General features: G+C 36.9%; 12 protein-coding genes and 1 pseudogene. 5 read left to right on the forward strand and 8 right to left on the reverse strand.

Features of this window, described 5'->3' with window-relative positions:
• Positions 1 to 24: 24 nt before the first annotated feature.
• Together mtnA and mtnK are read right to left on the reverse strand one after the other, a co-directional pair.
• On the reverse strand, positions 25 to 1068 hold the full coding sequence (gene mtnA / locus AC2CGR_RS24530) for an S-methyl-5-thioribose-1-phosphate isomerase (RefSeq protein WP_131101303.1): 1044 nt from the start codon (positions 1066 to 1068) through the stop codon (positions 25 to 27).
• A gap of 12 nt (positions 1069 to 1080) precedes the next feature.
• Positions 1081 to 2310 carry an S-methyl-5-thioribose kinase gene (gene mtnK / locus AC2CGR_RS24535; protein WP_087964077.1) on the reverse strand — a complete coding sequence of 410 codons (1230 nt, stop codon included), beginning with the start codon at positions 2308 to 2310 and terminating at the stop codon, positions 1081 to 1083.
• A gap of 589 nt (positions 2311 to 2899) precedes the next feature.
• Between mtnK and ahpC the strand changes: the two genes are divergently transcribed.
• Entirely contained in the window at positions 2900 to 3463 is a 564-nt protein-coding gene (gene ahpC / locus AC2CGR_RS24540) for an alkyl hydroperoxide reductase subunit C (RefSeq protein ID WP_000924420.1), read from the forward strand.
• Positions 3464 to 3477: 14 nt separating this feature from the next.
• Positions 3478 to 5004, forward strand: a complete 1527-nt coding sequence (gene ahpF, locus AC2CGR_RS24545; RefSeq protein WP_000599518.1) for an alkyl hydroperoxide reductase subunit F — start codon at positions 3478 to 3480, stop codon at positions 5002 to 5004.
• A gap of 53 nt (positions 5005 to 5057) precedes the next feature.
• Here ahpF and AC2CGR_RS24550 read toward each other — a convergent pair.
• The 3 genes and pseudogenes from AC2CGR_RS24550 to AC2CGR_RS24560 form a co-directional block, all read right to left on the reverse strand.
• Positions 5058 to 5804 (reverse strand): annotated as a pseudogene (locus tag AC2CGR_RS24550) (hypothetical protein).
• Between the two features lie 3 nt (positions 5805 to 5807).
• Positions 5808 to 6416, reverse strand: coding sequence for an SAM-dependent methyltransferase (locus AC2CGR_RS24555; RefSeq protein ID WP_087964076.1), 609 nt, complete (start codon positions 6414 to 6416; stop codon positions 5808 to 5810).
• Positions 6417 to 6548: 132 nt separating this feature from the next.
• Entirely contained in the window at positions 6549 to 7664 is a 1116-nt protein-coding gene (locus AC2CGR_RS24560) for a M20 peptidase aminoacylase family protein (protein WP_000853526.1), read from the reverse strand.
• A 295-nt stretch (positions 7665 to 7959) separates the two neighbouring features.
• On the opposite strand from AC2CGR_RS24560, the gene nhaC reads away from it, so the two are divergent.
• On the forward strand, positions 7960 to 9381 hold the full coding sequence (nhaC, locus tag AC2CGR_RS24565; protein ID WP_484481311.1) for a Na+/H+ antiporter NhaC: 1422 nt from the start codon (positions 7960 to 7962) through the stop codon (positions 9379 to 9381).
• Here nhaC and AC2CGR_RS24570 read toward each other — a convergent pair.
• Positions 9370 to 10641, reverse strand: a complete 1272-nt coding sequence (locus AC2CGR_RS24570; RefSeq protein WP_001978750.1) for a hypothetical protein — start codon at positions 10639 to 10641, stop codon at positions 9370 to 9372. The two genes, nhaC and AC2CGR_RS24570, sit on opposite strands and share 12 nt — an antisense overlap.
• 92 nt (positions 10642 to 10733) lie before the next feature.
• Here AC2CGR_RS24570 and AC2CGR_RS24575 point away from each other — a divergent pair, with 92 nt between their 5' ends.
• The gene (locus AC2CGR_RS24575) at positions 10734 to 11843 is read left to right on the forward strand and encodes a mandelate racemase/muconate lactonizing enzyme family protein (RefSeq protein WP_087964073.1); all 1110 of its coding nucleotides are present in this window, start codon (positions 10734 to 10736) and stop codon (positions 11841 to 11843) included.
• A 14-nt stretch (positions 11844 to 11857) separates the two neighbouring features.
• A complete protein-coding gene (locus tag AC2CGR_RS24580) occupies positions 11858 to 12553 on the forward strand; it encodes an N-acetyltransferase (RefSeq protein ID WP_087964072.1) in 696 nt (231 codons plus the stop codon).
• Between the two features lie 60 nt (positions 12554 to 12613).
• Here the strand turns inward: AC2CGR_RS24580 and AC2CGR_RS24585 are convergent, their stop codons facing one another.
• Both AC2CGR_RS24585 and AC2CGR_RS24590 read right to left on the reverse strand, forming a co-directional pair.
• A complete protein-coding gene (locus AC2CGR_RS24585) occupies positions 12614 to 13321 on the reverse strand; it encodes a M48 family metallopeptidase (protein ID WP_087964071.1) in 708 nt (235 codons plus the stop codon).
• 94 nt (positions 13322 to 13415) lie between these two features.
• Complete coding sequence (locus tag AC2CGR_RS24590) at positions 13416 to 13934, reverse strand: YehS family protein (protein ID WP_484481312.1); 519 nt, start codon at positions 13932 to 13934, stop codon at positions 13416 to 13418.
• Positions 13935 to 14002: the final 68 nt, after the last annotated feature.

Genomic DNA, 14002 nt, shown 5'->3' on the forward strand with positions numbered 1-14002 from the left:
GACTGGCTGTTTAAATCTATCTTCCTATTGAAATAGCTTTTTTAAATTCTCCGTAAACGGTGCTTTTACAATCCCTTTTTCCGTAATGATTGCTGTTACATTTTCATATGGTGTGACATCAAAGGCTGGATTATATACTTTACTTTCTTTCGGAGCAGAATATTGCCCGAAGCGATTAATCACTTCAGAAGCATCTCTTTCCTCGATCGGAATTTCTTTTCCTGTCGGTGTTTTCAAGTCAATTGTCGGCGTTGGTGCTGCTACATAAAACGGAATGTTGTAGTATTTCGCTAAAATAGATACACCCAATGTTCCAATTTTATTTGCTACATCACCATTTGCTGCCACACGGTCGCATCCAACGATTACCGCATCAATCTTCCCTTGTGACATAACCATAGCCGCCATATTATCCGTAATGACAGTGACATCAATTCCTGCTCGCTGCAATTCTAATGCTGTTAACGTTGAACCTTGTAATCTAGGGCGCGTTTCATCAGAATAGATTTTTAAGTCCCATCCTTTTTCTTTCGCTAAGTACATTGGAGCTGTCGCAGTACCATACTTAGTCGTCGCTAACGCACCAGCATTACAATGTGTTAATACTCCCATTCCATCATGGAATAACGTTAATGCATGTTCCCCAATTTGACGGTTAATTTCTTCATCTTCTCTATGAATCTCTTTTGCCTCTTCTAGTAATCTATCTTTTAACTGTGCGATTGATAAGTGAGCGTTTTCTAGCGCTACTGCTTCCATTCTTTCAAGTGCCCAAAATAAGTTTACTGCTGTCGGTCTTGATGTTGCCAAATATGCACATACCTTTTTGACTTCCTCTATAAATTCTTCCACCGTACTTTGGGTAACTTCCTTGGCTCCTAAATACACACCGTAAGCTGCTGAAACACCAATCGCTGGCGCGCCTCTTACTTTCATTACTTGAATGGCATCCCACACACTTTCAGCTGTCTTGAAAGATTCATAGACAACCTCATTCGGTAATAATGTTTGATCTAATAAAACTAAAGCTTCACCTTTCCACTGAATTGGTATTAATTGCTCTTCCATCATCTTCTCCCCTTACTTCGCGTAGTGCATTGACTGTTCTTTTAACGTTTCTACAAAGCTTGTACCTGTTTTATATTGATTCGCTCGTAAAATAAATTTCTTCGCTACTTGAAGACAAATACGTTCCGCTCTAGCACGTGCTCCCTCATTCTCAATACAAGTAATGTCTTTTACTTTCGCTAGCCCAACAATACGACGAATTAACTCAAGTCCCGTCACCGCAGCTGTATCCTCTAATACAGATTGTAAATAGATTTCGTTAAAGCCTTCTTCCTTCGCCATAATCTCTGTCACATGAATATCCCAAGCATTTAAAAACTTCTTCTTAAATAAATCAATTACCTCTACCATTGTCGATTGTAACCAATCCATATACGTATCTTTCTCAGCCCCAGCTGACATCGTTGCATCTGCATTTACCCAAGCAAATATTAAATTCGCCATTACATTCCCAATGTCATATCCCATTGGTCCATAAAAGGCAAACTCAGGATCAATTACCTTTGTGGAATCATTTTTCACAAAAACAGAACCAGTATGCAGATCACCGTGAATAAGCGCCTGTGCATTCGTCATAAAAGAAAACTTAAGTTTTGCTACTTCCATACGAAGCTCTTTATCACTATAAATATGCTCTCTAATCCATCCTTCATTTAACGGAAACAGCTCATTACGCTTATTATGATTTGTAAATGGCTCAGCGTATACGAGGTCTTCTGTAATCTCACATAATTCAGGATTTATATAATTCTTCACCAATTCCTTCTTCTCTTTATGATTCATTACAACATCCGATGTTAATAAGAGTGTATTTACCAAAAAGGTCGTTAAATCATCTGCAAGCTTTGGAAACATTTGATGATTTATAAGTGCTGTACGTAATATGGTATGGTCCGATAAATCTTCCATTACACAACAATTCATCACACTATCAAAAAAATACACCTTTGGAACAAGCCCAGGTGCTAACTCTTCTTCTAACTGCAAAACATCTGATTCTATACGAATACGATTCGTCGACAACTTAAACTCATCTGAAATGCGTGCTGTATTCCCAGCTTGCTTTACAATGACAGAAATGTTCTCCTTTTCATCCCAAACACGAAACACATAATTTAAATTACCATCACCTATTTCTTTACACTTTAGCCCCTTTGCATGTTCAAACTTAGATAATTTCTCTTTCACATATACAATCACATCGTTAGCTTCCATTAAAAAATACTTCGTGAACTTAGACATGGTTTCCCCTCCACACTAATTGTAAGCGTTTTCTAAAAGCTATAAAAAATAATAGGATTAAATCTTTCATCCTATAATATATGTTCTTCTTTTTGAAATGTATATCTAGGTTTTATTATATCTTGTTAGCACTTTGAGTCAATGTTTCTAATTATCATTACAATATACTTCTTAATTATATATTTGAGAGGACAAAAATTGTTCAAAAAGATTCTAATTCATTTTATTTTATTTATCACACAATTCTTTGTAAAATAGAAATAAGCAGTTCCTTTTCAAAAAGACAACTTCTAAGAAATATTTCCTTCCTATGATTTATACTTACAACATATCTCTAACATACACACTACTCTTTCAAACACTCATTGAAAATTTATGACATAAAAATCACCTTTTAATTCTCTAACAATCTTAATTGAGAATAAATATTAATTAAATTGATATAAAGTTGGTTTATTCTCTTGACAAAATAACCACTTCTATATGATAATTAATATCGAATTAGAATTATTATAGTTAATTAAAAAATATATTTTATGAGCACACTATTTTTTGATGCTCAAAACCAACATTTAGGAGGAATTTTAATATGTTATTAATCGGCACAGAAGTAAAACCGTTTAAAGCTAACGCTTACCATAATGGAGAATTTATCCAAGTTACTGACGAAAGTTTAAAAGGAAAATGGAGTGTAGTTTGTTTCTACCCAGCTGACTTCACATTCGTTTGCCCAACTGAACTTGAAGACTTACAAAACCAATATGCAACTCTTAAAGATTTAGGCGTTGAAGTATACTCTGTATCTACAGACACTCACTTCACTCACAAAGCATGGCATGATAGCTCAGAAACTATCGGCAAAATCGAGTACATCATGATTGGTGACCCAACTCGCACAATCACTACAAACTTCAACGTTTTAATGGAAGAAGAAGGTCTTGCTGCTCGTGGTACATTCATCATCGATCCAGACGGCGTGATCCAATCTATGGAAATCAATGCTGACGGTATCGGCCGTGACGCAAGCATTCTTGTTAACAAAATTAAAGCAGCTCAATACGTACGTAACAACCCAGGTGAAGTTTGCCCAGCTAAATGGCAAGAGGGTTCTGCAACACTTAAACCAAGCCTTGACCTTGTAGGCAAAATCTAAGGAGTTCGATCAAAATGATACTAGATGCAGATATAAAAACACAACTATCCCAATACCTTCAGTTAATGGAGAACGATATTTTACTTAAAGTAAGCGCAGGAAACGACGACGTATCTAAAGATATGTTAGCTCTAGTAGACGAATTAGCTACTATGTCATCTAAGATTACAGTAGAAAAAGTTGAATTAGAGAGAACACCAAGCTTTAGCGTAAACCGCCCTGGTGAAGACACTGGTGTCGTATTCGCTGGTATTCCATTAGGACACGAATTTACTTCATTAGTGTTAGCTTTACTACAAGTAAGTGGACGCGCTCCAAAAGTTGAACAAAAATTAATCGATCAAATTAAAAACATTCAAGGCGAATATCATTTTGAATCTTATATCAGCCTAAGTTGTCATAACTGTCCTGATGTTGTACAAGCTCTTAACGTAATGAGCGTTCTTAATTCTGGTATTACACATACTATGATTGATGGCGCTGCATTCAAAGAAGAAGTAGAAAGCAAAGACATCATGGCAGTACCAACTGTTTACCTAAACGGCGAATCTTTCGGAAGCGGTCGTATGACACTTGAAGAAATTTTAGCTAAAATGGGTAACGGTCCAGATGCATCAGAGCTTTCTGATAAAGATCCATACGATGTTCTTGTTGTTGGTGGCGGCCCTGCTGGTGCAAGTGCAGCAATTTATGCAGCACGTAAAGGCATCCGCACTGGTATCGTTGCTGAGCGCTTCGGTGGTCAAGTAATGGATACTATGGGCATTGAGAACTTCATCAGCGTAAAACGCACTGAAGGTCCTAAGCTAGTAGCAAGCCTTGAAGAGCACGTAAAAGAATACGACATCGATGTAATGAATCTACAACGTGCAAAACGTTTAGAGAAAAAAGAACTTATTGAAGTGGAACTTGAAAACGGCGCTATTCTAAAAAGTAAGAGCGTAATCGTTTCAACAGGTGCTCGCTGGCGTAACGTTGGCGTACCAGGTGAAGCTGAGTTCAAAAATAAAGGTGTAGCATACTGCCCACACTGTGACGGTCCATTATTCACTGGAAAAGACGTAGCAGTTATCGGCGGAGGTAACTCTGGTATTGAAGCAGCTATCGACTTAGCAGGTATTGTTAAGCACGTAACTGTTCTTGAATTCATGCCAGAATTAAAAGCTGATGCTGTATTACAAGAACGTCTTAACAGCTTACCAAACGTAACTGTTCTGAAAAACGTTCAAACGAAAGAAATTACTGGTACTGATAAAGTAAACGGTATTTCTTACATCGATCGTGAAACTGAAGAAGTTCATCACGTTGAATTACAAGGTGTATTCGTACAAATCGGTCTTGTTCCAAACACAGACTGGTTAGGCGAAACAGTTGAACGCGTTCGCGGTGAAATCGTAACAGACAAGCACGGCGCTACAAATGTACCAGGAGTGTTTGCTGCAGGTGACTGTACAAATAATCCGTACAAACAAATCATCATCTCTATGGGTTCAGGTGCAAACGCAGCTTTAGGTGCATTTGATTACTTAATCCGTAACTAATTATATAGACGTGAGTAAAAGAAGCATTACCAATTAGGTAATGCTTCTTTTTATTACAATGTATTTACGTAGTCGTCAAAATCCTTCCAACATAGTATTGTATACGGCGGCCCTATATCCAATACTACTCTTACATCCTCTGCCACTACTTGGATTCTTTTTAATGTGCTGTCTCTTTTTCCGGCCGGATAAATAGCAAGTTTTACAACTTCCTGTTTTCCACCCTCATAAGTCTTTATTTTCAATTCTAATTGGTCTATTTTTTCTTTTGAAGGAATCTCTTTTCCTTCCCAATCACACATTTCAAATAGAGGATATCGATCTCCATGCCATTCCTCAACAATCTTAATGACTTTAAGGATAATATAATTCCCTGATACTAATTCATAACTAACAGCATCACCCACTTTTAAAGAAGTATTAGCTATAAATCTCTTCGGTACTTTTTTCGCTTCTGGCTGCGGAGAATTTAACTGCTCTCTTAATTTATTTAAAACTACTTCACGTTTCTTCTGTAATTTAGGTTCTTCTTCCCAGCGAGCTAAATCTGCACCGCTCTCTATTATTTGCAATGCCTCCTGTTTAACATTCTCTTGAAGTCTTCCTAACTTCCATTGCACGGAAGAAAATATTAACCAAAAAACAATCAGCTCTTCATCATCTAGTTCATGCTGCTACCCTTCAATTACAATCCTACTTGCTTCCTCATTCGAATAATAGTTTCCTAACAAATCCTTATACAGTAACTTAATCTCTCCAGCAATATCATCTGACAATATCGCTACTCCCCAAGCACCCATACATTAACGCTCCAATCCATACACTAAAAACCTCTCATTCCCATTCTTCTCATAAGCCCCAGGCAATCTTACTTCCCTCTTCAATTCAAACGCAGTCTGGTTCTCTAAGAAAAAAATATAATCTTCAGAAGGATAATATAAAATAATATCCACTTCTCTCCCCGTTTCTTCTACCGAAAGTAAAATGTTATTTACTACGTTCATAAACACTTGTACAGAAAATGGATTAAAGAAATAAAACCGGTTATCACGTGGATCAATCTCATACTCCTGTGCTAAACAGCACTGAAATTGAATTTTATTTTTACTGTTTCTTACCTTTCGTGCATAGCGTTCAAGATTATCCATCGCTTCTTTATAAAACTCTTCATTCATTTCAATTCCAACCGCTGAAGCATCACATTTATGATGCATATAAAAGTTTAATCGTCCTTTTCCGCATCCAAAGTCTACCATTCGGTCACTACTTCTTATTTCATATTGATTCAATAACTCATCTAATCCACTATATGGCGTCGGTTCATAGCGATGATAATGCATAGACTTGTTAAACCCTTTTTGCTCACCGACTGTTTTTATATGTAAAACTGCATCGTAATATTGTTCGTTCATTCGTTTTCTCCTATTAAAAAATGGTACTTATTATTATACACCATGTACTGGAGAGGGATTTTTTATCGAATTAATTGATACGTGAAATTATATAAACTTAAAAACAATTCATGACAAAAAAACAGGAGCTCTCTAGCCCCTGTCTTCTAACACTTTCAATACAGTTTGTTTCAATATTTCTACTCCATCCATAATACAACTATGATCGAACTTCATATACGGATGGTGTAATCCAGGTTGTAAGTCTGCTCCTAGTCCAAGCATGACAGCTTTTAAATGTGGTCTCTTTACTGTGTAGTAATGGAAATCATCGCTTCCTGTCGTATAAAGTGGTCCCGTACATTTATCTTCCCCATACACTTCAAGAATACCTTTACGCATAAATCGCTCAGCTTCTTCTGAAACTTCAGCTCCTGGTGCGAGATCAATCCACTCATATGAAGTTTTCGATCCCATCGATGCAGCTGATTCTATGACATGCTCTATCTTTTTCTTTAACTCTTCTAATAGTGTATTATTCTCTGCTCTTACATCTAAACTAAAATGACCGTTACCCGGAATAATATTTAAATTATCACCACCAGCTTGGCACCTCGTCATCTTGACTGAATAGGAACTTTGCGGTGGTAGCCATATGTTTTTCAAACCAATATTAATCATGGAAATAACATCAATCGCATTTATTCCTTGATGTGGGCGTGCTCCATGTGCATCTTCTCCGTGAATCGTACCCTCTAAAAATCCTGCTGCTCCGTGACGAATTGATGGGGCAGCTTGTTTCAAAGATAGTTCTTCAATTGGGCGCAAATGAACACCGAATAGGAAATCCGCATCATCCACAGCACCTTTCTCTACCATTTTTAAAGCTCCATTCCCTTTTTCTTCTGCCGGCTGAAAAATAAATCTAACTGTGCCACTTTTCCATCTCATATTCTTTAATTGTAAAATAAGTCCCATTACAATCGTCATATGAGCATCATGACCACATGAATGATTCGCTTTAAACTCTCCATTCACTTCTTGCCAAAGTGCATCCATATCAGCACGAATCGCAATAACTGGATTTCCGCTTCCAATTTCAGCTATCACGCCTGGACAATCATCAAATATTTTATATGAAATTCCTTCTTCTTTTAAAAAGTTAGTAATATACGCTGTCGTTTCATACTCTTTCCAACTCACTTCAGGGTTTTCATGTAAATGCTGAAAAATTTCAGTTAAACGCTCTTGTAGTTCTAAGGTTTTCAAAGCTACATTCTCCTTCCTAAATTCCAAAACCATTCAGGTTAATTATACTTATGAAAAACAGATGTTTTTATGAACATATTGAATTTTAAGAAAAAAGTCAATTGTTTATTTTTAAATACTTAAAAAGCTTACTCTGCATCTATATTACAAACTAAACAAACAACTAGAACATTCCTTATTTTCTGTTTTTTTATGTTGACGCTTACATATATTTTTAGTTATCATAACCTAATAAACGTCCATTTTACGACAATTCTAAAAATACAAACAAAGATACGTAACAAGGAGGAAATTTATGAAAAAAGAAATACCTTTTGGAATAGCGATTATCCCTATTATCATTACCGTTGCAGTTATGATGGTTACAATTGTTGTATTAAAACAAAGCCCTCACGTTCCACTTATTATCGGTACAACCGTTGCTTCTATCGTCGCTTGGCGCTATGGCTACAAATGGAACGATCTTGAAGAAGCAATGTATAAAGGAATTCGTCTTGCATTACCCGCTATCGTTATCATTATTCTTGTAGGTTTAACAATCGGTGCTTGGATTGGCGGAGGAATCGTCGCAACAATGATTTATTACGGTTTAAAACTTTTAACTCCATCACTATTTTTAGTTTCAATTACCGTGATTTGTTCTATCGTTGCGTTAGCAATCGGTAGCTCCTGGTCTACAATGGGAACAATTGGTGTTGCTGGAATGGGGATTGGCCTTAGTATGGGAATCCCAGCTCCAATGGTTGCTGGTGCCATTATTTCCGGTTCTTATTTCGGCGATAAAATGTCACCGCTTTCAGACACAACAAACTTAGCCGCTGGATTAACAAATACAGATTTATTCACACATATTCGTCATATGTTATTTACTACAATTCCAGGTTTAATTATTACTCTTATCGTTTATGCGTTCTTAGGAAGAAGCTTCGGCGCTAACAATATTGATGCCAAAAGTATCGAGCAAACGTTACAAGTTTTGCAACAAAACTTTGTTATCTCACCTTTCCTATTAATCATACCCATAGTCGTTATGGTATTGGTCGCTAAAAAGGTTCCTGCTATACCAGCCATTCTCGTCGGTATTATTTTAGGATTTTTATCCCAAGTCTTTATTCAAGGTGGTTCTGTCTCCGCATCTGTCGGTGCACTCCAAGCTGGATTTGTTATAGACACTGGAAACAAGCTAGTAGACGAACTATTTAACCGCGGTGGCTTAGATTCGATGATGAATACAGTCTCTATGACAATTGTCGCTATGACTTTCGGAGGAGTACTAGAACATACAGGTATTCTTCGTTCCATTGTAAATCAAATTTTAAAATTAGCGACATCAGCAAAAGGGCTTATCGCTTCTACTATCGCATCTTGTTTTGCAACAAACCTTACTTGCTCTGAACAATATATTTCAATTGTTGTCCCTTCAAGAATGTACGCAAATGCATACACGGAAAAAGGACTACATTCAAAAAACTTATCCAGAGCATTAGAAGATGGTGGAACATTAACTTCTGTCTTTGTTCCTTGGAATACGTGCGGTGTATTTATTCTCGCAACACTTGGCGTAGGTGCATTTGAATATGCTCCTTATGCTATTTTGAATTTCATTGTACCTATTATCTCAATCATTTACGGTATAACTGGTCTCACAATTACAAAACTATCAGACATTGAAAAAGCAGAACTACTAAAGAAACAAAAAGCTCAACTAGAAGCTTAAAAATAGCGGTAAATTCAATTCATATAGTGCGCGAGGTCGCCCTTGTTGATAGGGCATTTCCTCGCCGCAAATATGAGCATACCCGTAATCAACTAATTTCTTTAACAACCTTTCTGTCGATCTTCGAGTCACTTGTAAGTACTCAGAAAGGTCAGCTGCTGTAAACTTCAATGACGGATGCGATTGACTAAATTGAATGATTTTTGACAAGTTGGCCGGACTAAGCTTCGTTTCCTTCGCTATTTTCATTAGTTCCGGATTATCATTTTTCAAACTTTGTACTCTCTGTTCTTTCGGGAACGGACCAAATAAATCTTTATCACTTGTTAGTATATAAAAACAACGATCTATTGGATTATTCTTTGCAAAACTTTGAGCAATTTTTGCATTTTGCTCCGCCTCTTTCACGGTTTTTCCATAACCAAATCCAATAGCTATCGTTCCTTCTACGCTCGCAAACAAGTTATCTATCGCATTTGTTTTAATAATCGATTCGATATCACCACGAGTTGTATACAAAATGCATGTCATTTCATCCACTTGTTTAAATGAACCACGTAGTTCTTTTGAAATGACATCTAGTTTTTCAAGCAAATTCGTTCGTAATTCTAAGGAAGAAATAATACAAGCACCAACAGTAGCTGAATAGCTTTTTGCTAACTCAGCTTTTATTTTTGCATCTTTTAACCCATGTATAATGGACTGTGTTGGATCAATCATTCGCTCTGAAGGAACACCTAGTTTTTGAAGCTCGTCGTAAACAGCGTGAATACTAGTTAAAGCTAAATGAGCCTCTCCAGATTGATATTTAGCTACATGAAAATCGATAACTCTATTTATTTCATCTTTACTCCACAGCATATTTTCATAATCAAACACTTGTGGACTTTCTTTTATACCGATATCATGGAACACATTTGTAATAAACGAGCGGTCTACTAAATCGATAGAAATGTTATGTGGTTGAATACTTTGATGATACATGATAGAAAGAATTGAAGATGCGACAGTTGTCTCGTCTTGCTGTAAGTACGTACTTGGAATTCGTAATTGTTCTCTTATTTCTTTTGCCATATAATAAGGTAAAGCACCTGAGAAAAAGATGACATCACAAGGCTTTAAACGCTTTAATAGTTCAGAAGATTCCGCCGGATGAAGGTAAATATATGGATCAATCTCTATTTCTTCTAGTTTATGAGCAATAGGTAAAATTGTCTCCATAAACTCTTTTGAACCGACAACCGCAATTTTTATCATCATTTCTCTAACTCCTTATCATTAATTAACGACTATTTAACGTCAACTATATCAAATATACAAAACCATTGTAAACAGGAAGGGGTCTTTATTCAATGAAAATTACAGCTATTCACCTTTACGCAATTCGTTTACCGCTTCGCGATCCGTTTGTTATTAGTTACGGTTCTTATTCTGATATGCCTTCTATTATCGTCAAAATGGAAACAGATGAAGGAACTATCGGTTATGGTGAAGGCGTTGCTGACGATCACGTTACAGGCGAATCATGGGAAAGTACTTTCCATACTTTAAAACATACACTCGCTCCCGCACTCATCGGATGCAATCCAATGAATATCGAGAAAATACACGATATGATGGACAATACAATTTACGGTGTGCCTACTGCGAAGGCTGCGATTGATATTGCTTGTTTTGATATAATGGGCAAAAAATTAAATCAACCTGTATATCAATTAATTGGCGGACGCTACCATGAAGACTTTCCTGTCACTCACGTCTTAAGTATCGCCGAACCTAAAGCCATGGCTGAAGAAGCTGCTTCCATGATTCAAAAAGGTTACCAATCTTTCAAAATGAAAGTCGGTACAAATGTACTAGAAGATGTAAAAAGAATTGAAGCGGTACGTGAACGTGTAGGAAATGATATTGCGATTCGTGTTGATGTAAACCAAGGTTGGAAAAATAGCGCCAACACATTAATGGCACTTCGTTCATTAGGTCATTTAAACATCGACTGGATTGAACAGCCTGTCATTGCAGACGATATTGACGCAATGGCTCACATTCGTTCGAAAACAGACCTTCCGCTTATGATTGATGAAGGATTAAAAGGTTCTCGTGAAATGCGCCAAATCATTAAATTAGACGCGGCTGATAAAGTAAATATAAAACTAATGAAATGCGGCGGCATATATCCCGCTGTAAAACTCGCTCATCAAGCAGAAATGGCCGGCATTGAATGCCAAGTGGGATCAATGGTCGAATCATCTGTTGCCTCTTCCGCAGGATTCCATGTCGCTTTCTCAAAGAAAATCATTACGAGCGTTGAACTTACAGGTCCATTAAAGTTCACGAAAGACATCGGAAACTTACATTACGATGTACCATTTATTCGCTTAAACGAAAAGCCAGGACTTGGCATTGAAATAAACGAAGATACACTACAAGAACTAACCGTATTTCAAGACGTTGTAAGCTAAAGGAGGACTAACGCATGACAGTTCTATACAAAGGATCATTAAAACAAAATAACGATCCATTTCATGTTACATTACTATCCAAAGAGCACATCGAACAAATTTCATTACTACAGAACGTTGTAGTTGAAGCACTAGAAGATAAAAGCCGTTTACAACCACTTTCACAAGAAGAATTTCAATACATTCTAGAAGGAAATGGCATGATGATCGGTGCTTTTATCGAAAACGAACTCATCGCATTTCGTGCCCTACTCGTCCCTCCTATCGACGATGAACATTTAGGACTTGATATCGGCTTACCAGAAAGTGAACTGCACCGCGTAATCTATCAAGAAATCTCAAACGTTCATCCGAACTGCCGAGGAAATGGGATGCAAAAAATATTAGCAAAAGTCATTATGGAAGAATTGCAAAAAGAAGATAGCCAGTACGACTATGTTTGTTGCACCGTTGCTCCTTTTAACATTCCGAGTTTGAAGGATAAATTTGCGCAAGGGATGGAGATTGCTGCGCTGAAGGAAAAGTATGGTGGGAGTCTGCGGTATGTTTTTGTGAAGGAATTGCGCGGAGATAAAGAAAGTGATTGGACGGATGTTAAGCATATTCTGATGAGTGATGCTGGGAGACAACAGGCATTGCTTTCGGAGGGGTATCGTGGGTATGAGATGAAAAAAACAGAAGATGCTTTTATTGTAAAGTTTAGAAGATAATTCATACAAAAAGAACCCTAATGTATTAGGGTTCTACTTTATTTTATTCCAAATTAATAATTAAACCGTCATCTTCCAACTAGATAATGCTAACCAGTTCTCCATTTCCTTATAATCAGGCATGATCTTCCCGACAAGACGCCAAAAAGAGCGATCATGATTTAAATGAACCATATGACACATTTCATGAACGACTACATAATCAATTACCCGCTGTGGTGCCATCGCTAACTTCCAATTGAATGTTAGCTGTAAATTTGCATCGCAAGTACCCCAAGTACGACTACTATCTGTAATACGAATAGAACGTGGTTTTGTTTTGAAGTTACTTTGATGCGCTTTAATACTCTTCTCTACTAATGACTTACACTGTTTATAGTAAAATCGCTTTAAAGCTTGTTGTATTTTCTCATCCTTTAGCTCTTTCACATAAATATGTAGCTTATCCCCTTCAAAAATTGCATTGTCTTGCTCAATACTTGCATCTTGGGAAATCTGTATTGGATACGTATTCCCTAAATATAAAAAGCCTTCTCCTTGATCATAATCCTTTTCCTGTGGTCCACGCGCTCGCTCCGCCATTTCCTTACGAGTTGTCTGGATCCAATCCCACTTCTCCTCCAGCAACTGGACTAAGTATTCAACAGGTGTCCCTTTCGGAGCTTGCACTTCCACATTTCCGTACGAATCTACAAAAAGACGCACCGATTTTTTCTTCTTATAAGTTATATGAAAATTAATTGTCTCACCTAAATATGTATGTACCATTTCATCACCTAACGTATTATTTTACAAATAAAAAAGAGTAGGATACGAACACCCTACTCTACCTATTATATCATTTACTGCTTTAACGAACTCATTATCCTCTATACTTTACAGCTAATCCCTTAATGAAATTCCTTGCGTATCTATCGCCGCACTCTTTGTAATTTTTATGGCCTTTTTTTCTTAATAGAGCGCCTAGTTCTCCTTTTGTCACCTTAACGCCCACACTATCTAATATATCAAGCACATCTTCACTCGTTAATGAAAGTGCGATTTTCATTTTCTTTAGAAGAAGGTTATTGGCACTCTCTTTGCTTTGTACAGGTGCCGGTTGTCCAGGTTTCGGATCTTGCTTCCCTCTTTTTAAAGTAATAAATCCATTTAAAAATGCCTCTAACATCATCATATCGCATGTTTTTACGTACTCATCTTCTTCCCCATCAGGGTTTTCAGGTTCGTGCTGAGGCGCTCTCTTTATTTTTGTAAGCATATCAACTACGTCTTCCTTCGTTACTTCCATGCCGCCAAGTTTAAAGATTTCTACCATATCTATATCTTTTATATCTAAAGCGTATCTTACTCTTTTTAATATATCGTTATTGCTCATTGCCATTGGGTTTCCTCCTGAAATGTTGATTATCATAATGCTTTTAGCATGTGTAAATGAATGTCGTCAAATTA

Source organism: Bacillus sp. LSHTCR4, from assembly GCF_057197025.1.

Bases quoted from the DNA above. Each gene is read 5' to 3' on its own strand.
- AC2CGR_RS24555 (WP_087964076.1), bottom strand. From the start codon at position 6,416: ATGAACGAACAATATTACGATGCAGTTTTACATATAAAAACAGTCGGT.
- mtnA (WP_131101303.1), bottom strand. From the start codon at position 1,068: ATGGAAGAGCAATTAATACCAATTCAGTGGAAAGGTGAAGCTTTAGTT.
- ahpF (WP_000599518.1), top strand. From the start codon at position 3,478: ATGATACTAGATGCAGATATAAAAACACAACTATCCCAATACCTTCAG.
- mtnK (WP_087964077.1), bottom strand. From the start codon at position 2,310: ATGTCTAAGTTCACGAAGTATTTTTTAATGGAAGCTAACGATGTGATT.
- AC2CGR_RS24580 (WP_087964072.1), top strand. From the start codon at position 11,858: ATGACAGTTCTATACAAAGGATCATTAAAACAAAATAACGATCCATTT.
- nhaC (WP_484481311.1), top strand. From the start codon at position 7,960: ATGAAAAAAGAAATACCTTTTGGAATAGCGATTATCCCTATTATCATT.
- AC2CGR_RS24570 (WP_001978750.1), bottom strand. From the start codon at position 10,641: ATGATGATAAAAATTGCGGTTGTCGGTTCAAAAGAGTTTATGGAGACA.
- ahpC (WP_000924420.1), top strand. From the start codon at position 2,900: ATGTTATTAATCGGCACAGAAGTAAAACCGTTTAAAGCTAACGCTTAC.
- AC2CGR_RS24575 (WP_087964073.1), top strand. From the start codon at position 10,734: ATGAAAATTACAGCTATTCACCTTTACGCAATTCGTTTACCGCTTCGC.
- AC2CGR_RS24590 (WP_484481312.1), bottom strand. From the start codon at position 13,934: ATGGCAATGAGCAATAACGATATATTAAAAAGAGTAAGATACGCTTTA.
- AC2CGR_RS24585 (WP_087964071.1), bottom strand. From the start codon at position 13,321: ATGGTACATACATATTTAGGTGAGACAATTAATTTTCATATAACTTAT.